Origin of the sequence: Shewanella sp. DNRA4, assembly GCF_012843185.1 — a bacterium.
Classification (GTDB): domain Bacteria; phylum Pseudomonadota; class Gammaproteobacteria; order Enterobacterales; family Shewanellaceae; genus Shewanella; species Shewanella xiamenensis.
Window position 1 is genome coordinate 57053 of record NZ_JABAIP010000015.1, and the last position, 21588, is coordinate 78640.

General features: G+C 47.5%; 18 protein-coding genes and 1 riboswitch. Of the genes, 10 read left to right on the plus strand and 8 right to left on the minus strand.

All coding sequences use genetic code 11. The features are described from left to right. Positions 1–76: 76 nt before the first annotated feature. The gene (locus tag HG547_RS16505; protein ID WP_348981367.1) at positions 77–508 is read right to left on the minus strand and encodes a GIY-YIG nuclease family protein; all 432 of its coding nucleotides are present in this window, start codon (positions 506–508) and stop codon (positions 77–79) included. Positions 509–518: 10 nt separating this feature from the next. Then, entirely contained in the window at positions 519–2654 is a 2136-nt protein-coding gene (locus HG547_RS16510) for a S9 family peptidase (RefSeq protein ID WP_169548435.1), read from the minus strand. A gap of 240 nt (positions 2655–2894) precedes the next feature. Further along, positions 2895–3126, plus strand: a riboswitch (FMN riboswitch). Positions 3127–3320: 194 nt separating this feature from the next. Here HG547_RS16510 and ribB point away from each other — a divergent pair. Continuing rightward, a complete protein-coding gene (gene ribB, locus HG547_RS16515) occupies positions 3321–3974 on the plus strand; it encodes a 3,4-dihydroxy-2-butanone-4-phosphate synthase (RefSeq protein ID WP_055647604.1) in 654 nt (217 codons plus the stop codon). Between the two features lie 355 nt (positions 3975–4329). Continuing rightward, the gene (locus HG547_RS16520) at positions 4330–7563 is read left to right on the plus strand and encodes an EAL domain-containing protein (protein WP_169548436.1); all 3234 of its coding nucleotides are present in this window, start codon (positions 4330–4332) and stop codon (positions 7561–7563) included. Between the two features lie 76 nt (positions 7564–7639). Here the strand turns inward: HG547_RS16520 and ftnA are convergent, their stop codons facing one another. Beyond that, entirely contained in the window at positions 7640–8176 is a 537-nt protein-coding gene (ftnA, locus tag HG547_RS16525) for a non-heme ferritin (RefSeq protein WP_037416358.1), read from the minus strand. A gap of 328 nt (positions 8177–8504) precedes the next feature. Between ftnA and moeA the strand changes: the two genes are divergently transcribed. The 4 genes from moeA to HG547_RS16545 are packed head-to-tail and all read left to right on the plus strand — an operon-like array spanning position 8505 to position 11560. After that, positions 8505–9758 (plus strand): molybdopterin molybdotransferase MoeA, encoded by a 1254-nt coding sequence (gene moeA, locus HG547_RS16530; protein WP_169548437.1) that lies wholly within the window; start codon positions 8505–8507, stop codon positions 9756–9758. A 9-nt stretch (positions 9759–9767) separates the two neighbouring features. Beyond that, on the plus strand, positions 9768–10529 hold the full coding sequence (gene moeB, locus HG547_RS16535) for a molybdopterin-synthase adenylyltransferase MoeB (protein ID WP_169548438.1): 762 nt from the start codon (positions 9768–9770) through the stop codon (positions 10527–10529). A gap of 55 nt (positions 10530–10584) precedes the next feature. Beyond that, positions 10585–11247 carry a Bax inhibitor-1 family protein gene (locus tag HG547_RS16540; protein ID WP_037416350.1) on the plus strand — a complete coding sequence of 221 codons (663 nt, stop codon included), beginning with the start codon at positions 10585–10587 and terminating at the stop codon, positions 11245–11247. Positions 11248–11272: 25 nt separating this feature from the next. After that, entirely contained in the window at positions 11273–11560 is a 288-nt protein-coding gene (locus HG547_RS16545; RefSeq protein ID WP_169548439.1) for a DUF333 domain-containing protein, read from the plus strand. 39 nt (positions 11561–11599) lie between these two features. Here HG547_RS16545 and rlmF read toward each other — a convergent pair whose 3' ends face one another. Then, entirely contained in the window at positions 11600–12721 is a 1122-nt protein-coding gene (gene rlmF, locus HG547_RS16550) for a 23S rRNA (adenine(1618)-N(6))-methyltransferase RlmF (RefSeq protein ID WP_169548440.1), read from the minus strand. Positions 12722–12780: 59 nt separating this feature from the next. Then, positions 12781–13191: a flagellar basal body-associated protein FliL gene (locus tag HG547_RS16555; RefSeq protein ID WP_037416344.1), complete on the minus strand. Its 411-nt coding sequence runs from the start codon at positions 13189–13191 to the stop codon at positions 12781–12783. Between the two features lie 101 nt (positions 13192–13292). On the opposite strand from HG547_RS16555, the gene HG547_RS16560 reads away from it, so the two are divergent. Then, positions 13293–13862, plus strand: a complete 570-nt coding sequence (locus HG547_RS16560; RefSeq protein ID WP_169548441.1) for a chorismate lyase — start codon at positions 13293–13295, stop codon at positions 13860–13862. Between the two features lie 64 nt (positions 13863–13926). Here the strand turns inward: HG547_RS16560 and HG547_RS16565 are convergent, their stop codons facing one another. After that, the gene (locus tag HG547_RS16565) at positions 13927–16737 is read right to left on the minus strand and encodes an immune inhibitor A domain-containing protein (RefSeq protein WP_169548442.1); all 2811 of its coding nucleotides are present in this window, start codon (positions 16735–16737) and stop codon (positions 13927–13929) included. Positions 16738–17039: 302 nt separating this feature from the next. Then, entirely contained in the window at positions 17040–17633 is a 594-nt protein-coding gene (locus tag HG547_RS16570) for a YhgN family NAAT transporter (protein WP_037416335.1), read from the minus strand. A gap of 286 nt (positions 17634–17919) precedes the next feature. Between HG547_RS16570 and HG547_RS16575 the strand changes: the two genes are divergently transcribed. Beyond that, positions 17920–19560, plus strand: coding sequence for a metal transporter (locus HG547_RS16575; RefSeq protein WP_169548443.1), 1641 nt, complete (start codon positions 17920–17922; stop codon positions 19558–19560). A 62-nt stretch (positions 19561–19622) separates the two neighbouring features. Beyond that, positions 19623–20423 (plus strand): NRDE family protein, encoded by an 801-nt coding sequence (locus HG547_RS16580; protein WP_055647610.1) that lies wholly within the window; start codon positions 19623–19625, stop codon positions 20421–20423. Between the two features lie 4 nt (positions 20424–20427). On the opposite strand, the gene HG547_RS16585 is transcribed toward HG547_RS16580, so the two are convergent. Then, a complete protein-coding gene (locus tag HG547_RS16585) occupies positions 20428–20877 on the minus strand; it encodes a nuclear transport factor 2 family protein (RefSeq protein WP_169548444.1) in 450 nt (149 codons plus the stop codon). 129 nt (positions 20878–21006) lie between these two features. Here HG547_RS16585 and HG547_RS16590 point away from each other — a divergent pair, with 129 nt between their 5' ends. Further along, on the plus strand, positions 21007–21567 hold the full coding sequence (locus HG547_RS16590) for a lysophospholipid acyltransferase family protein (RefSeq protein WP_144376179.1): 561 nt from the start codon (positions 21007–21009) through the stop codon (positions 21565–21567). Positions 21568–21588: the final 21 nt, after the last annotated feature.

The following is a 21588-nucleotide window of genomic DNA, read 5'->3' on the forward strand; positions in this document are numbered from 1 at the left end:
GTGGGGTGAAGCCCCACGACTTTGATTTAGCTTTTGCTTGAAAACAATAAGATCTAAATGATGTCAGTGTTCAGTGTCATCTGATCACAGATTCAATCAACGCCAACTTCTGATCGCGGCTTAACTTTTTAACCGCGATTTCACGCTTGAGGGCATCGCTACGGGTGCCGACTTGTTCTTGATACATCAGGGTTAATGGCCCTTTGCCGCGCAGGTACTTTGCTGCTTTGGGGCTGCTTGATTGATGCTCATTAAATCGGCGTGCGACATCTGTGGTGATGCCGGTGTATAAGTGGCCATTGGCGCAGCGGATAAGATACAGATACCACGTTGATGCTTGTTCAATCTCTGATGTTGCGCCTTGCTCCGAAGTCACAGCTTGCTCAGTTACTTGCGCTTCAGGCTTGCTCGAAAGCTGAGCTTTGTTAACAGCTTGAGTTTGGCTAGCCCCTTTTGGGGGGCTAGCCGAGGGAGTTGAATTGGCGGCTTCTATCACTAAATCGGTCACCCGTTGGCGCCTACTTAGTCATGCCGAGCAGACTTAAGAAGAAGGCATATTCCTGCGCTGTGTCTTGGTACTGGCGATAACGACCACTCTTGCCACCGTGTCCTGCATCCATATCGACTTGGAATAACAATACCTTATCGTCGAGTTTGTACCATTTATTTTGCACTTCGCGCAGTTTTGCTACCCATTTAGCAGGCTCGAAATACTGCACCTGTGAATCATGCAAACCCGTGGTGACCAACAGGTGTGGGTACTCATGGTCGGCAACATTGTCATAGGGCGAGTAGCTGAGCATATAGTCGAAATAGGTCTTGTCGTTTGGATTACCCCATTCATCGTACTCGTTGGTAGTGAGCGGAATCGACTCATCGAGCATGGTCGTGACCACATCCACAAAGGGCACGTGTGCTGCAATGGCAAAGTACTTTTCAGGCGCCATATTGGCAATCGCGCCCATTAGCAGCCCACCAGCACTGCCGCCCGAGGCCACCACTTTATTTTTATCACCATAACCTTGCTCGGTTAAGGCCGTAGTGACATCAATAAAGTCATTAAAGGTATTCTTTTTATTCAGTAATTTGCCCGCATCGTACCAAGGGCGGCCTAACATTTCGCTGCCGCGCACATGGGCGATGGCATATACAAAGCCACGGTCGAGCAGACTAATAACCGACGACGAAAAGTCGGGCTCAACAGTGTAACCATAGGAACCATAACCATATTGGTACAGAGGGTTGGTGCCGTCTTTCTTGAACTTATCCTTACGATACACCAAGGACACTGGCACCTTAGCGCCATCGCGGGCGGTGACAAATAAACGTTCGGCGCGATATTGGCTGGCATCGAAGCCACCGAGTACTTGTTCCTGCTTAAGCAGATCGCGTCTATCGGGATTGCTTAAGTGGTACTCATAAATCGCCTCGGGCGTGGTCAGGCTCGAGTAGAAAACCCGTAACTTATCGCTATCTTGCTGGGCGTTAACATCTAAACCCAGCACATAAGCGGGTTCATCGAAACTCAGCTCAAAAGGCTTTTGGCCATTGAATGGCATCACTTTAATCCGTGTCAGGCCATTTTCACGGGTTTGAATAATCAGGTAATCCTTCAGCACCAGCTCATCTTCAAGCCGCGCATTGGGATTGTGAGCAACTACTTCCTGCCATTTGGATTTATCGGCGGCATCCTTAATCGCCACTTTCATTAAGCGAAAGTTTATCGCCTGCCAGTTGGTGAGGATGTAATAACTATCACCCAGCTTAGAGACACTGTATTCATGGCCTTCTTCCCGCGCAAGCACAGGTTTGAACAGGCTTAAAGGATCGTTTGCATCCAGCACTGACACTTCGCTAGTGGTGGTGCTCTCATGGAACAGCACGATTTGCGACTCATCTAAACTCTTGCCGAGGGAGATGTAATAAGCATCATCTTGCTCCTCATACACCAACACATCTCTCGATTGTGGTGTGCCGAGTTCGTGGCGATACACGCGGTAACCCAGCAGGGTTTGCAGATCTTTGGCGATATAAAACACATGGCGATTATCATTGCCCCAAACGATGCGTCCCTCTGTGTTTTCAAGCACATCGGTGATCATAGCGCCGGATTCGATATCTTTAAAATAGATGTTATATACGCGGCGGCTTAACACATCTTCACCGAAGGCCAACATGGTTTCATCTGGGCTGACGCTAACGCCGCCCAAACCATAAAACTCATGGCCCTTGGCGCGTTCATTCACGTCCAGCATCATTTGCTCAACCCCGTCACTGCCTTTGCGGGCGATCAGCGGATATTCGCTGCCCTCTTGGTAGCGGCGGTAATAACTATGCTGGTGCCATTGGTACGGCACACTCGACTCATCGGCCACTAAGCGCCCAGTCAGCTCGTTAAACAACCCGTCTTGCAATGACTTAAGCGGCTTAAAGTAAGCTTGGGTATAACGATTCTCAGCCTTAAGGTGCGCCAATACTTTGGGATCTTGGCGTTTATCGTCGCGCATCCAGTAGTAATCGTCGGTGCGTGTGACCCCGTGCAAGGTCATCACATGGGGAATTTTTTCCGCAACGGGCGCAGAGACTTGCCCTTTTGGAGTGGAGCAACCGGGTAATAACATAGCAAGACCTAAAGTAAGCAGCAGAGAGCGCATGTATACGTCCTTGTGACGTTCAAACACCATCGTGGGGCACGACGGCAAGCCAATAAGTAAATGTGCCGGATATGATATACCCAAGCTAGCTCAAGTTGCGAGTTTCCTAAAGATTGCGCTTGCTTAAGGATCCCAAAGCATTGTGCGCTTGCGCAAACATTGCCCAATTTCAGGCGCGATGTTGTTGCCATCACCAATAATTAGGCGCAACATAACCGCGTTTTTAGGCTAAAGCCTAACAACAATTCTCAGGGCGGGGTGAAACTCCCCACCGGCGGTAAATAGTGAGGTGAATAAAATTTCCCCACACTAAAGCCCGCGAGCGCCCGAACGCAATTCGGGGTCAGCAGATCTGGTGCCCTAGCTTGTCTCGCCATGGTTAATGCCTATCGAGCGCTACTATTCCAGAGCCGACGGTAATGGACTGTTTGCCGCAAGCAACAGTACTGAGTCCGGATGGAAGAGAATGTAAGACAACACTTGGATAATTGGCATTAACTTGAGCTAAGTATCCCTGCTGTTAGCCTCATATTTTGCAATCACGTTTTTAAGCCTGCGCTTAAAGCGGGTCGATTGCTACAGCTCAATCCCTTTGGGTAACGGCTGTATTTCTGCACGCCCTGATTCTGGATTATTCCCATGTCGTATTTTTGAAGGATATTAACCATGAATCAGTCTTTACTTGCTCCTTTTGGTACTGCTATCGAACGCGTTGAAGCGGGTCTTAATGCCCTGCGCCAAGGCCAAGGTGTGTTGGTGGTCGATGACGAAGATAGGGAAAACGAAGGCGACTTAATTTTTGCCGCCGAGTCACTAACCAATGCGCAAATGGCCATGCTCATTCGCGAATGCAGCGGTATCGTGTGTTTGTGTTTACCGGACGAAAAGGTCAAAGCCCTTGAACTGCCACCTATGGTCGAAAACAACTCGAGCCAATATGGCACCGCGTTTACCGTGAGTATCGAGGCCAAAGTGGGCGTCACTACAGGGGTTTCGGCCGCTGACCGTGTCACCACCATTAAAACCGCCATCGCCGACAATGCTAAGCCAAGCGATTTGGCTCGCCCAGGCCATGTGTATCCGCTGCGCGCTCAACCCGGCGGCGTGTTAACTCGTCGTGGCCACACCGAAGGCACGATTGATTTAATGCAACTGGCCGGACTCAAGCCCGCAGGCGTGTTATGTGAAGTCACTAACCCCGACGGTACTATGGCGCGTCTGCCTGAGATTATTGCCTTTGGTGCAGCGCATAAAATGCCTGTACTGACGATTGAAGATATCGTGGTTTACCGTAAGTCGTTATTAGCCAATGTAGGCTAAATTTGGCCCCATAAACAGGATGCAATTTAAAGGACGCGTGCGAAGGCCCGCGTCCTTTTTTATTTAACTTCGATAAAACACTTTGGTTAAGTATCAAATCACGCTAAATATCACAGACAGCAAAACAATTTATCTGCTAGGAGAAAATTTCATCAATAAAAATATAATCTTAGGTGTATATAATAAATAGCTGAATTTCGTGAGCTAGATTAGATATCCATAAACCAAGGGTCGCGAGCTACAGGCTTCTATGTTAAATATTCGCACCCAGTGCCTGACCTTCCGCTTTCACCCCATCAAGGAAATTCCTTGATTTTTTATGTCTCAAATCAGGCCAATTGAGGAGTAAGTTTGTATGCCATCCACGCTACAGCATCTCAGCTTGAAACAGAAACTGATTCTGTTTTCGCTGCTACCTTTGCTGATGATGAGTATTTTTGTGCTGTCGCGAATGTATGTACTTGTGAAAGAGTATCGCTTTGCCACTCAAAACCATTTGGCAATACAAACTACTTCAAAAATCAATGAATTACTCTATCAACTTCATAACGAATATGGATTAAGTACCCAATTACTCCCAGCCACTACGCCTCAAGATGAAACTCGTCTATTACAACAGCAACAACTGACCTCTGATGCACTAGAAGCACTGCTTAAAAGTCCGGCTTTGCTTGCGTTGAATACTGCGTTAAGTGGCCAACTGGCATCGACCCAGTTACAGGAAAAACTGACGAGTTTAACGCTGCTAAGTCATAAATTGGCATCGAGCCGCCAAGAAGCTCTCGATCAACACCCATCTGCATTTATCGATTTATATCAACAATTTAATTCTGAATTAATGCAGTTAATCCAACAACTGCAATTACTCACCAATGATATTAATCAATCAAGAGCCTACGCGGATTTACTGAATCTACTGATGGTGCAAGAGTTGGCGGTGAAAGAACGCAGCGCCATCAATCGTATGTTGTTGTCAGAAAGCCTCAGCATTAATGACTACAAAGCCATCAATACCATTATGTATGAATATGGCCAAGCCATCTCCCATGCCAGCAATGCCTCAATATCTGACAGACATTCCCTCATCCGCCAGATACAAGCCTCACCGGAAAGCTTGCGAATACTTAAAATCAGTCAACAAATAGAGCAACAGATCCATATCAGCACGTTAGTACAAAGCATCAACGCCAATCTGGGTTACGATGGGTTAATCGATAGTTTTCAAGATTACTTATTAACGGGTAGCCTGATATCGCTTGAGAAGTTCAATCAATCCTTAGCCACGATTCAGCAAAAACTCGCAGAACTCAACCGCGAAACAATCAACCTGCCTTCACTTGCACCTGCAGTACAGATTATCGAAGAGAGTATCAACCAGTATCAATTCTGCATGTCCAAGATCTTACAATTAAAAGATCAAAAACTATCGCTCGCTGAAATCACCGCCCTTGCTCACATCAACAATACCGATCTCACTAGCGCCATTGATAAATTATTAATGCCTCCCCATCCAGTGAGCAGCAAACACTGGTGGACATTAACCACAGATAGAATCAATAAGCTGAACGCGCTCAGTAATGAAATCACGCGTACCATGGCTCGCCAGAGTAATGAACAACAACAGCATGCGCTAACCTTATTAGGTATTTATCTGCTCTCCGCCTTATTTACCGCCACCATCACCCTGTGGCTAGGGCGGAAAATCATTCGTAGCTTTATGGATAAAATCACCCAAATTGCTAATGATATGCAGCGAATGGCCGCCGACCCTGAGTTGAATATTCATATTGATGTGTCAGGCTCAGATGAACTTGCGCGGATGTCTCGGGCGATGAACCGTATGCTGAGCGAGCGCCAGAAAGCGAATCAAGCGCTTAATCGGGCCGCGGCGGTCTTTAACTATTCGGCCGAAGGCATTATGGTGACGGATGCCGATAACCATATCGAATTAGTTAACCCCGCCTTTAGCCAGATCACAGGCTATAGCTTAGAAGAGGTGAAAGGTCGAAGCCCTTCACTTTTAAGCTCAAAACGCCATACCAGCCATTTCTATACCGCGATGTGGGAAGCATTAGAAAAAAACAGCAAATGGGAAGGCGAAATCTGGAATAAGCGCAAAGATGGCCAAGTGTATCCAGAGTATCTTGCGATTACAGTGGTGCGTAATGAACGGGGTGAAATCATCCAACATATTGGTTTGTTTATGGATATCAGTAAACGTAAGCAATATGAACAGGATCTGTGGTATCAGGCACATTTCGATACGCTCACCGGATTACCGAATCGCAAACTCTTTAATGAGCGGCTGCAGCATGAAATCCAGCTCGCCCAACATGACTCCCGTAAACTGGCGATTCTGCTGATTGATTTAGACCAATTTAAATATATTAATGACGTACAAGGCCACGCCACAGGCGACTTATTATTACAAGATGTGGCCAAGCGACTGGAAAATATTGCTGGTAAAACCGACTTTGTCGCCCGCATCGGCGGGGACGAATTTGTGCTTATCCTTCCCCGTGTCACCAATGAATTTGCGATCGAGCATATGGCAAGCCATATCATCGAAACCCTGTCGACGCCTTTTAGCTTGAATGAACGGGAAATTCAAATTTCCGCCAGCTTTGGGATTGGAGTTTACCCAGAAGATGGGCTAGATGTCAGCTCGCTGACCCGCAACACCGAAATGGCCATGTATCAGGCAAAAGACGCCGGCCGCAATAACTTCAAATACTTCACCTCGGGAATGAACCAAGCCATGTTTGCCCGTATGGAGCTTGAACAGCGGCTACGCCGTGCCGTGGCACAGAATGAGTTTACGTTGCACTATCAACCGATTGTGGAGATGAAAACAGGTAAAGTCTGCAGTGTTGAAGCGCTGATCCGCTGGCAAGACCCCGATTTAGGCTTAATCCCTCCTGACCAGTTTATTCGCATCGCTGAAGAAACAGGACTTATCGAACCTATGGGGGAATGGGTACTCAACCAAGCGATGCACGACCTCAGACAATGGCAGCAACTTGGCTTACACCTCAACGTGGCTATCAATGTTTCAAGCCGCCAATGTGTGAATGCTCGAGGTTTAGGATTTGATCAAGTGCTGCAAGAATGCTTTAACCGCCACCATATCAACCCAAGAAACGTGCATATTGAGATCACCGAAAGCATGCTGATGGGCGATGCTAGCCACTGCTTAACCACCCTAGAATCCATCCGTCATTTAGGCTCGCAGATTTATATCGACGATTTTGGTACTGGCTATTCATCCTTGAGTTATTTGAAGAAATTCCCTATCTCTGTGATAAAAATCGATCGCAGCTTTGTGGAAAATGCCCTGAGCAATAGCTCAAATACTAATTTAGTGAAAGCCATCGTGATGATGGGACAAAGCCTTGAAATGGAACTCGTGGCCGAAGGGATTGAAACCGAAGCCCAATGGAATCTACTGCGCGATTTAGGTTGCCACTACGCCCAAGGCTATTTGATCTCTAAGCCCCTGCCATTTGCAGCCATTACGCCGCTGCTAAGCCAAACACTACCGGCATTATTACAGCAGCAAGAACCGCGCGAAAAGTGCGTAAATGCTTAATAGATTGACCCAAACCCTGATTTTTGCCCATAAAAAAACAGCCTAGGCTGCTTTTTTATGGGCAAAAATGTTGCGCTTAAGCCTGCGGTTGGCTTTGGGCATTCATAATACTTTCGCCGCCCTTTGAGGCTAATTTGGCAAGATCTTTATCAATAAAGAACAGCGCTTTGCCATCTTCACCCACTAAACGGATCTTATCGACAATCGACTTAAACAGCTTTTCTTCTTCATGCTGTTCAGCCACATACCATTGCAGAAAATTGAAGGTTGAATAATCTTGATTCGAAAATGCAGTGTGGGCTAACGCGTTAATCTGACGAGTAATTAACTGTTCATGCTCATAGGTCAGCTCGAATAACGCTAGCAGAGAATCGAACTGTGACTGAGGTGCTGCAATGGCGCCCAATAGAGGTAAACCACCGGTTTCACTCACATAGGTGAACAAACGGCGCATATGGCCCATTTCTTCATCTGCATGTTCGCGCATAAATTTTGCTGCGCCTTCAAAGCCTTGATCTTCACACCATGCACTCATTTGCAGGTATAAATTAGAGGAGAAAAACTCCATATTAATTTGTTCATTCAACTTTTCGATCATGGTTGCAGACAGCATAGTTAATCCTCTTGGGCATTCGCACTTAAATCATCGGCTCACATTGTCATGAAGGGCGGCAGCAAAAGCAACAAAATTTACCTTTATTGACTTCGCTAAGTTAATGATTCATTGATAAAAATGATTTTCATTTGTTCATAGAATCGCGTTTAGTACCGCACGAACGGTACTGCAAACTCAAGTATAAAAAGAGTAAACCTTAGGCAACACTTAAGGAAAACTACCTAACAAATCACATAAACTCCTATGCAGATCATAGCCAAGCAAGCGCAGCGTGGCATAATAGCCCCCATATTTGCTCCAACCCTTTGCCCATAAGGAAGACCCGATGTCCGTGAAAGCCGATCCTTGTTCGCAACCTAGCTTAATGCATCCAGATCAAGCCATTCCCCTTCTGCTTGAGCAGGTTAGCCCAGTGTCAGACACCGAAGTCGTTACACTTCCCCACGCGCTTGGCCGTGTGTTAGCAGAGGATTTGGCCTCGTGTATCGATTTACCCCCCTTTGATAACTCATCAATGGATGGCTACGCTTTTCGCTTTGCCGATTTAAATAGTCAAACCGAGCACACCACATTAACCCTGATTGGCAGTTCCTTCGCAGGCCATGGCTTTGAGGGTGAAATTACCCCTAACTCCTGTGTGCGCATTATGACGGGCGCGCCAGTGCCTGCGGGTTATGACACAGTGCAAATGCAAGAAGAGACCCAAGCACAGGGCAATCAAATCCAAATCAATCACCCTAAGGCTAAGGGCGCCAATGTGCGTTGCCGCGGTGAAGAGCTGTTGCAAGGCACCAAAGTGCTGAAAGCGGGCATCGAAATTAAAGCCGCCGAGCTCGGCGTATTAGCCACCATTGGCGTGAGTCAGGTGCGGGTTTACCGCCAACTCAAGGTCGCGTTTTTCTCCACAGGGGATGAGCTGCGCCCCGTGGGCAGCGACTTAGCGCCAGGGCAAATTTACGACTCCAACCGTTATTCAATCCAAGGGTTACTCAGCCGTGCCAATGTGGAATGGCTGGATTTAGGGGTTGTCGCTGACGATCCAGAGGCGATTCGCCATGCATTTCGCCATGCTGCGAGCCAAGCGGATATGGTATTAACCTCGGGCGGCGTATCCGTCGGTGAGGCAGATTTTACTAAGCAGATCCTTGATGAAGAAGGCAAAATCACCTTCTGGAAACTCGCCATCAAACCAGGTAAACCCTTCGCCATGGGACGCATAGGCAAAGCAGTATTCTGTGGTTTACCGGGTAATCCTGTGTCCTCTATGGTGACATTCTATAAGCTGGTGTGGCCAATTCTAAACAAGATGCAGGGCTTAACCCCAAAAGCGCCACTGATGTTATCGGCTACCCTGACGACACCAGTGCGTAAACAGCCCGGCCGCGTTGAGTATCAGCGCGGTATTTTATCCCGCAATGCACAGGGCGAGCTGGAAGTCGCCATTACAGGCAGTCAAGGGTCGGGTATGTTGACCTCTATGAGTCTGGCTAACTGCTTTGTGTTGTTAGAACAGTTCCAAGGTGACTCGCCAGCGGGCACAAAAGTCACGGTTGAACCCTTTAACAGCGTGCTTTGCTAAGGTCTTTTTATGAATCAACAAGTAGACATCCTTAGCGATAGCGAACTCACCCGCTACAGCCGCCAAATCTCGATCAAGGCGATGGATATCGATGGCCAAGAACGCTTAAAACTCGCCAAAGTGTTGATGATTGGCGCCGGCGGTTTAGGCTGCGCGGCGGGGCAATATTTGACCGTTGCGGGTATTGGCGAGATGACCTTAGTCGATTTCGATACGGTTGAGCTCTCTAACCTACAGCGCCAAGTGCTGCATCAGGATGCCACTATTGGCCAACCTAAAGTCGAGTCGGCCAAGCAGCGCCTTAATCAGCTCAATCCTCATGTTAAAATCAATACTATCAATGCGGTATTGGATGACCATGAGATCGATGCCTTAGTCGCCAACCACAGTATCGTGGTCGATTGCACTGATAATGTCAGCGTGCGTGAGCAATTAAATCAGAGCTGTTTTAAGCACAAGATCCCACTGATTTCTGCCGCCGCTATCCGCATGGAAGGCATGGTCACCGTATTTGACTATCAAGCGCAAACGCCTTGTTATCATTGCTTTAGTTCACTTTTTGGCGAGCAGCAACTCAGCTGTGTCGAATCCGGTATTCTTGCGCCCGTCGTCGGTATGGTCGGCTGCTTGCAGGCGGTTGAAGCAATCAAAGTCATCACGGGTATGGGCAAAACACTGGCAGGACGAATGCTGATGATCGATGCTATGACCATGGAATTTCGCGAGATGAAATTACCCAAGCACCCTCACTGCAAGATATGTGGTGAGTAGCACATTAACCTTTAATATTCAGCACGCTTTTTACAATTAAGGAATGACAAATCAAATGGATACTGAAAATAGCGTATTTGACCGCCGCACAACCGATGACCCCATTATAGGCGCGGGTGTCTATAACTTAGTGATTGGCTTAACCCTCGTCTGGGGTTTTGCCGTGAACTATATGATGGTCAGTTATATCGACCCCGAGGCGATTGCCAGCGTGAATCCGTGGGTGTTCTTTATCGGTTACTTTGCCTCCTGCTTCTTGGGGATTTATCTGTTCCAATCTTCAACTAATCCCCTCGTCAGCTTTATTGGCTATAACTTTGTAGTCGTGCCCTTTGGCCTGATTATTAATATGGTTGTCAGTCAGTACGATCCCGCATTAGTTACCGAAGCGATTAGAATAACTGGCCTAGTCACGATTGCCATGATGTGTTTGGGCACGCTGTTTCCAGCGTTTTTCCAAAAAATATCTGGGGTACTCACCATCGCATTACTATTGGTGATAGTGGTCGAACTAATTGAAATATTTATCTTTAATACCCATCATGGCATTTTAGATTGGATAGTTGTGCTGATCTTTTGTGGCTATATTGGCTACGATTGGGGCCGCGCGAACCAAATCCCGAAAACCGTCGATAACGCCGTCGACAGCGCCGCCGCTTTGTATATGGATATCATCAATCTATTTCTGCGTATTTTGCGGATTTTAGGACGAAAATAAGTCACTCAATGACAAGGAAAACAGCATGAAACTAACCTCACCACTGTTAATCGGCCTCATCATCGGCACCAGCTTAATCGGCTGCGGCGAGAAAACCGAGCCAGCAACAAACGTTCAGGCTGAAACAAAAACGGAAGCGAAAGCACAAATCGCCAACCCGGCATCAGAGTATTGCGCCTCCCTCGGTGGCATATCGGAAATCCAAAGAACCGCAGAGGGGGAACACGGTATGTGTACCTTGCCAAACGGTGAACAGATTGAAGAGTGGGCGCTATTTCGCCGCGACCATCCACAGGAAAAGCCCAGTAATTGAGGCTGAGTAAAAAAGCAGGCGCACTCGGCGCCTGTTGTTTTATGTCCCGCTGACGATCTGATTTCGCCACTGCAAACGTTTAGCCTGCGAATGGAAACTCCAGGCTAACACGCGGGTGATCTTATTGCCCTGCTGCATTTCAATGGTTTTAACGGTATCCACACCCAACTTTGCCAATGCTTGATAGCAAGGTTTAAGATTTTCCTGCTTTGACACTAAACTGGTAAACCACAGACACTGCTCGGCAAACGCTTGGCTCTCGCGGATCATTGTGGCTAAAAATTGCCTCTCTCCGCCTTGGCACCATAACTCCGCCGCTTGACCACCAAAGTTTAAGGTCGCGCTGGCCGCTTTAGGCTGTTCACCGCGATTAAGTTGCAGATTACGCACCTTGCGCAGCGAGCCTTCGCTAGCTTCTTTTAACGAGCCATGAAAGGGAGGATTGCACAGAGTTAACTCGAAGCGGTCAGATGCCTGAATGATCCCCTTAAAGACCGCCTTTTCATCCTGCTGTTGCCTTAAAGATAAGTGACCCTGCAAACTCGGGTTATTGTCGATAATCCGCTGCACATTAGTGAGCGACTGAGGATTGATATCCGAGGCGACAAACTGCCAGCCATACACTTGATGCCCTAGGATGGCATAAACGCCATTCGCCCCAGTGCCGATATCTAAAGCGCTAACTTGTCCAGCACGCTGGACGGGGGCGCCTTCGAACAACAGATCAGCCAAGTAGTGCAGATAATCAACTCGTCCGGGGATCGGTGGGCACAGCGCACCCTTAGGAATATCCCAAAAAGCCAGCCCATAATGATGTTTCAAGAGGGCCGCATTGAGGGTTTTCACCGCCAAGGGATCGGCAAAATCGATAGATAAGGCGCCGTATGGCGTTGGCCGAACAAAGGTTTTTAGCTTAGGGTAACTCGTCATCAACGCCGAAAAGTCATAGCCGTGAGCATGCAAATTACGCGGGTGTAAGGTCTTTCTCTCAACGCCCTGTTTTGGCTTGCTCGTCGCTTTAGCGGGGGCAATATTTGGTTTGGCTGGTTTTGCAGGTTTTGCTGATTTTGCCACAAGTGGCTTAGGCGAGCTTGGTTTGCTGCGTTTTCCTGTGGGTGACATCGCAGGCTTAGCGGCAATTTTAACGACGGGTTTAGACATAATGATGGTTCAACAAGAGCGGGCCAATCCAAAGATCGGCCCTTAGCCTATTGGCTGGATTAATCGTAAAGATAAGAGGTAAACAGTAGATTGACTACTATAGGTTTACCCGCTTCCTTGGTCAGCAGATTATTGACCATATCAAAGCATTCACGGCGGATTTCTTCACGGCCAGTAAGAGACTTAATTTTTTCTTCGGCTTGGTTACCCAGCACCTCAATAATGGCGGCACGCAACAGTGGATCATGGCGCTCAACGATCACTAAATCATCGGGACTCTTTACCATCAGCTCAACACTGATCTTTACAAACCCGAGCTTTTTGCGGTTTGAAATATAGTTAGTCACAATTTCGGGCTCAAACCCGTAATAGGCGAAATCCCCAGTAGGGGGTGGAGCTTTCTCGTCGGCTGCATATGCGCTAAACACAGCACTGAGCAAGATCAGGCAGGCTGATAATAATTTTTTCATCGCGGTTTACAGCTCCCTAAAAACAATAATGGTCAATGGAAGAAACTTCCCAATCTATCTGGTAGACTGCCGACGTTTGCTTATATTGTAACGAGTATTTAATGAATGTGACCAGCTTAAGCTTTCCCTATGGCGAATCTATTCAATGGTTTTGTGCCGATAATGCCAAAAATCTTCCCGCTTCTCCCCTTAAGGAATGGTTACTGGCGCCAGGAAGCCTGACGCAAAAACTCAAAACCTGCTGCGATAAGTTTGAAGTAAAAATCCTCGGTGAAGGCCAATGTGCCCCGCTCGAAGGGGAATATCCTAAGCAAAACACCGTTTGGGTGCGCGAAGTGTTACTCTGCCTCGATTCTGTACCTTGGGTATTTGCCAGAACCTTGATCCCTCAGTCTTTGTTATCGACACGCCAAGCCGATTTTTTAGGCCTAGGTACACGCCCGCTCGGCGAATTATTATTTAGCCAAGATAGCTTCATTCCTGGTCGCATTGAAATCGCCCGCTTTGACACCGATAGCCGCCTTGCCCAACTGGCACAGAGTTTAGCGCAAAACGTCGAGCATGAACTTTGGGGCCGACGCCGATATTTTCACCATGACGAAGAGGAAATGTTTGTCAGTGAAATGTTCCTTCCGGCCGCTGTACAAGCGATGGCGAGGCTACAACCCTAGCTCTCTTAAGCTAAAACAAAAATGCCTCTATATCAGAGGCATTTTTCGTTAGAACAATCCCTTCTTATTGGCGCTGGCGGCGCCATGCAAAACCACCGAGCAACATCAGGCTTAGCCAACCTAGACTGCCACCACCGCCACTACTTGGGGTTTCGCCTGGCGTCGTTGGCTCAGATACGGTAACACTTGAACTGCTGCTGGCAGTGGCATTTTGTGTATCTTTCACCGTCAGTGTCACTGTGTAAGTACCCGTCTGAGCATAAGTGTGGGAAGGCGATGCCGAAGTGCTTGAGGTGCCATCGCCAAAGTTCCATGTATAACTTAGGCTACCAACGCCCCCTGCCGAGGTATTGCTAAACTTCACCGTTAGCTGGTTGGCAATGACGCTAAAGCCAGCAGTTAAGGGCAAGCTCATCACCACCGTTTTCGTCGCGGTGGCAATTGCGCCTTTTGCATCGGTTACCGTTAAGGTCAGCGTATAAGTTCCAGCGCTCGCGTAGGTATAACTCGCCGACGATGAATTACTCGTCGCTCCGGCAACGCCAAAATCCCAAGCATAGGTGTAAGCACCCTCGCCACCATCAACCACTGCGGCCACGGTGGCGGTTAAGGCATTTTGGCTCAGATTTATTGCCGCAGTTAACGGAGCTAACGCTGGATCGGCATTCGCATTGGCTAAACGAATTACCGCGGTGCGGTTATCGCTGGCCTGAGAGACCACTTGCATCGTCAACCCAAGTTGTTGCAGTTGCATGCCAGACTGAGGTTGTAGTGGTGCGCTGTAATCCAAACTATCATCAAAAAGACTGACCGCATCGAGGTTATTGTCCCCAGAGTAAGCTGTTTGTTTTACCATGCTAAAAGCCGCATCACGGATTTGTTCATCGGTAGAAAGAGTGCCAATCATATTCTGGTCAGCATCAATCACACCTATCAAGCTACGGCCGGGATGATCCGATACATTGTTATCGCTGTAACTGGCATTCTCTAGCCATAGCAGTACACCAGGATCAAACCCTTTACTCTTTAAGCCCGCATCGACACCATTATGGCTACGTAATTGAATAAGGTAACGGGATGCGGCGCCAGGGCGAGTACTGGTAATGCGGCTGTAACCCACAAGAGCCGCTTTACCAGCCACCTCAGCATTATCGGCATACCGCTCAGTTACGCCCTGTTTAATGCTGATATTGTCGATAGTAATCCCCGACTCAATTGCCGCCTCATCGGTCACATAGGTAAATTCAATGGTGACACTCTTACCTGCATAGGCTGACAAATCATATTCCAAGGCAACCCAAGCATCGCTGCCCACTGCGGTAGAGATGTCTGATGACTTACCAGTGATAATATGTCGGGCATTGTTAATTGCGTTGATCGACTTAGTGTAATTACCCGCAATCGCCGTACCATTAACCTTAACTTGCATATAGTCATAGTCAGTCTCAATTGCCCAACTCGCCTGCAAAGAGAGTGTGAGTTTTTCGCTGGTGCTAGGCAAGGTTGTGGTAAAGCTCATACTGTTTGTCAGCATGTTACCTTGACCAGAGTAGTACTGGTAACTCCCTTGATAAGGTGCTTTAAAGGCAATTTGTGCCGCTGGAAGCGGTATCGATATTTGATTCACGGCATCTTGGTTTATCGCCTGATTAAGCGTGATTTCCATACCCGATTTAGGAATACTGTCTAAACTAATCTCGCGCTCGTTAAGCCACTTTCCTTTATATTTTGTCTGTAAATACGAACGTGCGTAGGGGCTAAAACCACTCGGCTGCGCACCAGGAATAGCCCCTGTCCAACTGCCTCCCGACATTAAAGACCAATAACCAACAGGTGAACCATCTTTGTTAGCGTTGTCTGTAGTGTCGTACTCATCGGGCAGCCCAAGATCATGACCAAATTCATGGGTACAGACCCCAGTCGCGGCATCGATCGGTTGGATAGTGTAACCAAAGAGTTTTTTGCTCGAGCCCGGTAAAGTGTAACCTTGAGTACCTTGATCCACGTAATAACGGTGCGACCAAATAGCATTTGCTCCTAACTTACCACCACCAGTTTCTTCCCCAATGCTGGAGTGGAAAATCATCACATGATCAATAATGCCATCGGCTTCATTTAAGTTACCGTTATCATTTAAATCATATGGGTCTTCAATATCATAGGTTGCAAGCTCTGCAGCTGACATATTCGCTACGGCTAGCGATACCGCTTCTTTAACCAGTTCAGTCACATTAACATCGTTGCCAGTGTCAGCATCATTAGCGCCATAGTAATCAGCATTTTGGCTAGCGGTATACCAACCTTTAACGTCACCACTAAAGAAGAAGGTTTTGCCCGAAACAGCTTGGTAATACTGATAGGCCGAATCTAAAGTTTGCCCCTGCGGGCCACTAAAACCAGCCGTAGAGAAGAGTAAATTCTTGTAATGGGAAGCAGGATAACTCGAGTAATACATGTCGGTATCACTCGCTGTTAAGCCGTTGTTATTATATTTTAAATCTGGAAAATCAATCAGTACGGTTAATACCTTAACCGTTTTAGTCACATCTGCATCCGCTAAAACACGCTGTGCGGGTGCACGCATCACCGCTGATGTTTTGGCTTTTTGCAGTCGTTCATGCTCAGCCTCTATCACCATTCTAGGCTCTTTAGGCTGTGCGAAACTTGCGCGAGCAATAAAGGCTTCAACGGCCGCTTGCTTAACGCTATCGCTGGCATCCTCTGAAACTTCACCCCGCTTAATCAACCAATAGAGGATCCGCTCTTTATTAATGACTCCTGCATCCGCTGGCGTGTGATTGGGCGCAGCAATACTCGCGCCACTCAGCAAGGCCAACATCAATCCAAACGCTGTGATACTCTTTGTACTTCGCATTACCGTCTTCCTTCCGTCACAATCTGCGCTGTTATAGCCAAGCTATTTTTTAAGGCTAGTGCCTATTTGCTCTATGGCAAGTTTGTTTATTGGTTGTCTTCCCTCATCGGAAAGCCAACTTCAATGGGATGTGAAAACATATCAGGACACCAAGAGTGTAACAACTTGATACAGATTGGAAGGTGATGGTTTTTATACTTTTGTCAGCGTTGGTTCAGCAAGCATCCTCAACAGCGATTTTTTGCCATAAAAAAACCGCATTAACGATGTAATGCGGTTTTTGATAACTTGGTGCAATACGCTTACCCAGCAGTTTTCATATAGTTTGATACTCCATCGAGGAACATTTGTACCGATATCATTACCAGCACCATCCCCATCAAACGTTCAACAGCCGTTAACCCCTTTTCACCCAACATACGGGTAAAGAGCTTATAAAACATTAAAATAACCGCACTCGCGCCCCAAGCTGATACGAGAGCAATAGTCCAATCCCCCATACGTGAGCTATCGGTATGCGCTAGTAAAATGAGCGCGGCAAGAATAGATGGTCCCGCCATTAATGGTATCGCCATCGGCACGATAAATGGCTCCTCCCCTGCTGCAAGGCCAACCACACCACCCGGCTGGGGGAAAATCATCCGAATCGCGATCAGAAACAAAATAATCCCACCGGCAATACTGACCGATTCAGATCGCAGATTTAAGAAACTTAAGATAGCTTCGCCGGCATACAAGAAGGCCAACATGATCACTAATGCAAAAATGAGTTCACGAATCAAAACCCTACGACGTTTTTTAGGATCAATATGCCGTAAAATCGACGCGAATATCGGTAAATTACCGAGGGGGTCCATGATGAGAAACAACATTACCGCAGCAGAAAATATATCCATTTAACTTTATCAACGTCTAAGCCAACATGAGCACATATTGTATAACTTTTTCGCGTTACAGATGTGAAAAATTATCTAGAAAATTCCTTAAGATGGATTATGAGTGCCGTTTCATGATCCTCTAGCGGTTTTTTACCTATCATCCATAAGCCATTGAGTCGTTGATTCATTTTTACTACAAGCCGCAGCACAACATCTCGCTTGAGTAAATTGCCTGTAAGTCGCTGCTCATTTAAATTACAACTGGTATACTACAGCGTTTTTTCAGCCAATTTTCGTGGAATCCATGCTCTATCTTCTTGCTAGTTGTCTCGCACTCTTAATCGGGCCACTGTTTTACCGCTACTTTGCATCAGGCAGCGGATTGCAGAAGGGACTTGATGGCTTTATTTTCGTCTCCTTAGGCGGATTAGTGCTGATCCATATTCTACCTGAACTTCTCGAGCATGGCGGCCTGCTGGCCATCGTCTTTGTAGTACTCGGCCTGTGGGGGCCCACAGCCAGTGAACGCTTGTTCCACCGCTACTCTGAAATTACGCATAATTTTGCCCTTTTTCTTGGCATTAGTGGCTTATTGCTGCACACCATCACAGATGGGAGCGCTATGGTATTAGCCCAAAATGAGGGCAACTCCATTTTGTTAGCCTTGGGCGTTATACTCCATCGTCTCCCTGTTGGTTTTGCTATTTGGTGGATACTAAAACCTCATCTTGGTGCCCGTTGGACGCTGGTTATTTTTGGCGCCATTATGCTATTCACGAGTATTGGCTATTTTGCTAGCGAACAGCTTTTATCACACATGAGCATAGATAAAACCGTTTATTTACAAGCTTTTGTGACAGGTTCGATTCTGCATGTAGTGTTACATCAGCCACATGGTCAACAGGAAACAGATAAACAAGGCCAATATGAATATCAGGCGGGTATCGGCAGTTTGCTCGGTATTGGTTTATTAATGATGCTGTTATTGATGGATTCTGGCGGCCACGAACATGCCCATCACGACCACAGTACAGAGCAGCTAACAACATGGCTAATAACCATAGCGCCAGTGCTATTACTCAGTTACGCCGTAGCAGCACTAAGGTTCCAGCTTGGTTTAACACCACAGGACAATAGCCTCGCCCGTCGTTGGTTCCAACGTTTAGCAGGCCCAGAAGCCCTCGTACTGACGGCACTATTGCTTGGCCCTTGGTTAGCGCTGTTTCAACTCGTAGTCGTCTTGATCATGAGTGCCTATTTAGCCTATGCGCGGGTCGATATTACCGATCCCCATACTAAATTACCAAGCCAAGCCCTGCGTTTTGGTTTCGCCCATTTGGTTGATCGCAGCGCACCTTGGGTGCTCCTCAGCTTAGTATTAGTTAACTTGATTGGTCACCCTTCGGTACCGTTAAGTAACCCTATATTACAGATTACCGTGCTATTGCTGGTATTTTTACCGATGCGCTTCTGCAATTTAGGTGCGGCCGTATTGTCAATCGCCTTAGCCTATAGCGGCTGGAGTCCGTTGGCCATCGTATTGCCTTTGATTGCCGCTCCGGTGTTGAATATCGCTCAACTTAAGCTTATGGGTTGGTCACAACGGGGGATTTTGCTGGCAATTATTGCCATAGCCCTCGTTGCTGCCCTTAAGTTGCCCATGTGGTTCTCGTTGTTCACTCTACCAGAGGCCATTAACCTCACGGCACTGCTGATCTTATCAGCCTTATTTGCAGCCAGCTTACTGCGCCTCGGGCCTCGTAAATTCTTGCGCCGCTTAATGATGTTAAAACCTGTGGCCCTCGGCCATAAACACCGCCATGATCATGCGCACGCGCATGCTAAAACAGCCGAAACATCACATGTGCACGGGCATGGCCACTCTCATTCACACGGTCAGAGTAGCGGCCACGGCCATCCCCATAGCGATAAGCACCAGCACTAACACTGTTCATTTGCCGACAGACAGGCTAAGTTAACCCCATCTTTGGATAAACTTAGCCTGTTATGTGCATACTTTTCGTCGCCCTTAATACTCATCCCCAGTATCCACTGATTATTTGTGCGAATCGGGATGAGTTTCACCACAGGCCTACTGCACCTGCACAGTTTTGGCCGCCTGAGCAGAATATGCTCGCGGGCAAAGATTTACAGGCGGGCGGCACTTGGTTTGGGGTGAATAAGCAGGGACAAATTGCCGGAGTCACTAACCTCAGGGTGGCTCAAAAATCCCAAGAGCCGATGCGTAGCCGTGGCGAACTTGTCATTCAGGCATTAAGTTCGGGCTCGCTGATCTGCCCTAACTGGCTTGTGGAACACGCTGAAAATTATCAACCCTTCAATCTCGTGTTTGGCCAAGGGACTCATCTCTACTGCTTTAACAGTCTTAAACGGGAAACAGTAAAATTAACCACAGGATTCCACGCGATTAGCAACGGCGCGCTCGATGATATTTGGCCGAAAATGGCTAAAGGCCAGCGCTCGCTCGAGGCTCTGATTCAACAATCGGGACCGCTTGAGCTAGAGTCACTTATACGGTTGATGCAGGATGATTCTCGGCCACAGGATAACGAGCTACCCGACACTGGCGTCGGGCTAGAGTGGGAACGCCGACTCGCGGCGATTTATATTTGCCACCCCGACTATGGCACTCGTTCCACCAGCATTTTGCTACAAAATGCCCAAGGGGAAGTTCAGTTCACTGAGGTGAGATACGATGGCAAGGGACGACGTTTGGGACAACAGGATTTTCACTTCACCCTACCGTCCCAATTACCGCAACAGCCCGACTGCTTAGCCGATTTTTAGTATTTCAGTCAGAGCTGTGATCCATAGTGATCACCCAACGGTCATCAATTTTTTCCACCAGCAAGGTAAATACGCCTGTCGGGCTATCCTTTTGCCGCTTTAAATCCCAGCGACCCACCACCATTGCGGCGTAGTTACTGAGCATTTTGATTTCTTTGATGGTGAACTTCAGCTCTCCTAGTGCCTCTTTATCGGGATAATTTTTCTTATAGGCTGCAAGCGTTTCTTCCCAGCCGTAACGAAACTTACCGTTTGAGACAAATCTAAGCTGCTCACTCTGCCAATAACCCTGCATGTAAACATCAAGATCACCGCGATTCCAAGCATCTTCCTGACCTTTTAACATTTGGGTAATCTCATCAGTTGGCACCGCACTTACCTGCCCAACAAATAGCAGCAAAAGCGCCGCGAGAGACTGCAAAATGGGTTTTCTTATCAATCCTTGTCGCAACATAGTACCGCTCCCTCACAATCAGGTTAGACTGTATTATCAGTATTTCGGCCCAGACTATCTTGTCTAAGTCGATTTATAATTAAAAAAAGCTAATGATATTATTCATTTTTCGACTCTGGGCACCACACTATGTTTACACATTTATGCCGCTGGCTACTCAAGATTGCAGGCTGGCAAATCCAAGGGGAACTCCCCAATCAAGCCAAATACATTGTCATTGTCGCACCACACACCAGTAACTGGGACTTTATTATTGGGGTACTCGCCCGCGGTGCATTGGCTACGCGCATCCACTTCCTTGGTAAACATCAATTATTTATTCCACCTTGGGGTTGGTTCTTCCGAGCGATTGGTGGTAGCCCAGTTGATAGGCGTAAAAACAATAACTTAGTCGATTCTGCGGTGCAACTGTTTGCCACCCAGTCCGAATACAAACTGGCACTCGCCCCCGAAGGAACGCGTAGCCCTGTTACCCGTTGGAAATGCGGCTTCTACCATATCGCGACCAAAGCGCAGGTCGCTATTGTCCCTGTAGGCTTAGATTTTGCGCGTAAAGCCGTGGTGATCCGTGCACCACTGCAACCCACGGTTATAGAGCAAGATATGGCTGAGATTTTATGCTTTTACCGCAGCATTAAGGGACGTCATCCCAAGGTCATCCCTGATTATTCACCCGATAACAAACGCTAATTCTCTCATCTAACACGGAGC

Bases quoted from the DNA above. Each gene is read 5' to 3' on its own strand.
- HG547_RS16510 (WP_169548435.1), bottom strand. From the start codon at position 2,654: ATGCGCTCTCTGCTGCTTACTTTAGGTCTTGCTATGTTATTACCCGGT.
- ribB (WP_055647604.1), top strand. From the start codon at position 3,321: ATGAATCAGTCTTTACTTGCTCCTTTTGGTACTGCTATCGAACGCGTT.
- HG547_RS16520 (WP_169548436.1), top strand. From the start codon at position 4,330: ATGCCATCCACGCTACAGCATCTCAGCTTGAAACAGAAACTGATTCTG.
- ftnA (WP_037416358.1), bottom strand. From the start codon at position 8,176: ATGCTGTCTGCAACCATGATCGAAAAGTTGAATGAACAAATTAATATG.
- moeA (WP_169548437.1), top strand. From the start codon at position 8,505: ATGTCCGTGAAAGCCGATCCTTGTTCGCAACCTAGCTTAATGCATCCA.
- moeB (WP_169548438.1), top strand. From the start codon at position 9,768: ATGAATCAACAAGTAGACATCCTTAGCGATAGCGAACTCACCCGCTAC.
- HG547_RS16540 (WP_037416350.1), top strand. From the start codon at position 10,585: ATGGATACTGAAAATAGCGTATTTGACCGCCGCACAACCGATGACCCC.
- HG547_RS16545 (WP_169548439.1), top strand. From the start codon at position 11,273: ATGAAACTAACCTCACCACTGTTAATCGGCCTCATCATCGGCACCAGC.
- rlmF (WP_169548440.1), bottom strand. From the start codon at position 12,721: ATGTCTAAACCCGTCGTTAAAATTGCCGCTAAGCCTGCGATGTCACCC.
- HG547_RS16555 (WP_037416344.1), bottom strand. From the start codon at position 13,191: ATGAAAAAATTATTATCAGCCTGCCTGATCTTGCTCAGTGCTGTGTTT.
- HG547_RS16560 (WP_169548441.1), top strand. From the start codon at position 13,293: ATGAATGTGACCAGCTTAAGCTTTCCCTATGGCGAATCTATTCAATGG.
- HG547_RS16565 (WP_169548442.1), bottom strand. From the start codon at position 16,737: ATGCGAAGTACAAAGAGTATCACAGCGTTTGGATTGATGTTGGCCTTG.
- HG547_RS16570 (WP_037416335.1), bottom strand. From the start codon at position 17,633: ATGGATATATTTTCTGCTGCGGTAATGTTGTTTCTCATCATGGACCCC.
- HG547_RS16575 (WP_169548443.1), top strand. From the start codon at position 17,920: ATGCTCTATCTTCTTGCTAGTTGTCTCGCACTCTTAATCGGGCCACTG.
- HG547_RS16580 (WP_055647610.1), top strand. From the start codon at position 19,623: ATGTGCATACTTTTCGTCGCCCTTAATACTCATCCCCAGTATCCACTG.
- HG547_RS16585 (WP_169548444.1), bottom strand. From the start codon at position 20,877: ATGTTGCGACAAGGATTGATAAGAAAACCCATTTTGCAGTCTCTCGCG.
- HG547_RS16590 (WP_144376179.1), top strand. From the start codon at position 21,007: ATGTTTACACATTTATGCCGCTGGCTACTCAAGATTGCAGGCTGGCAA.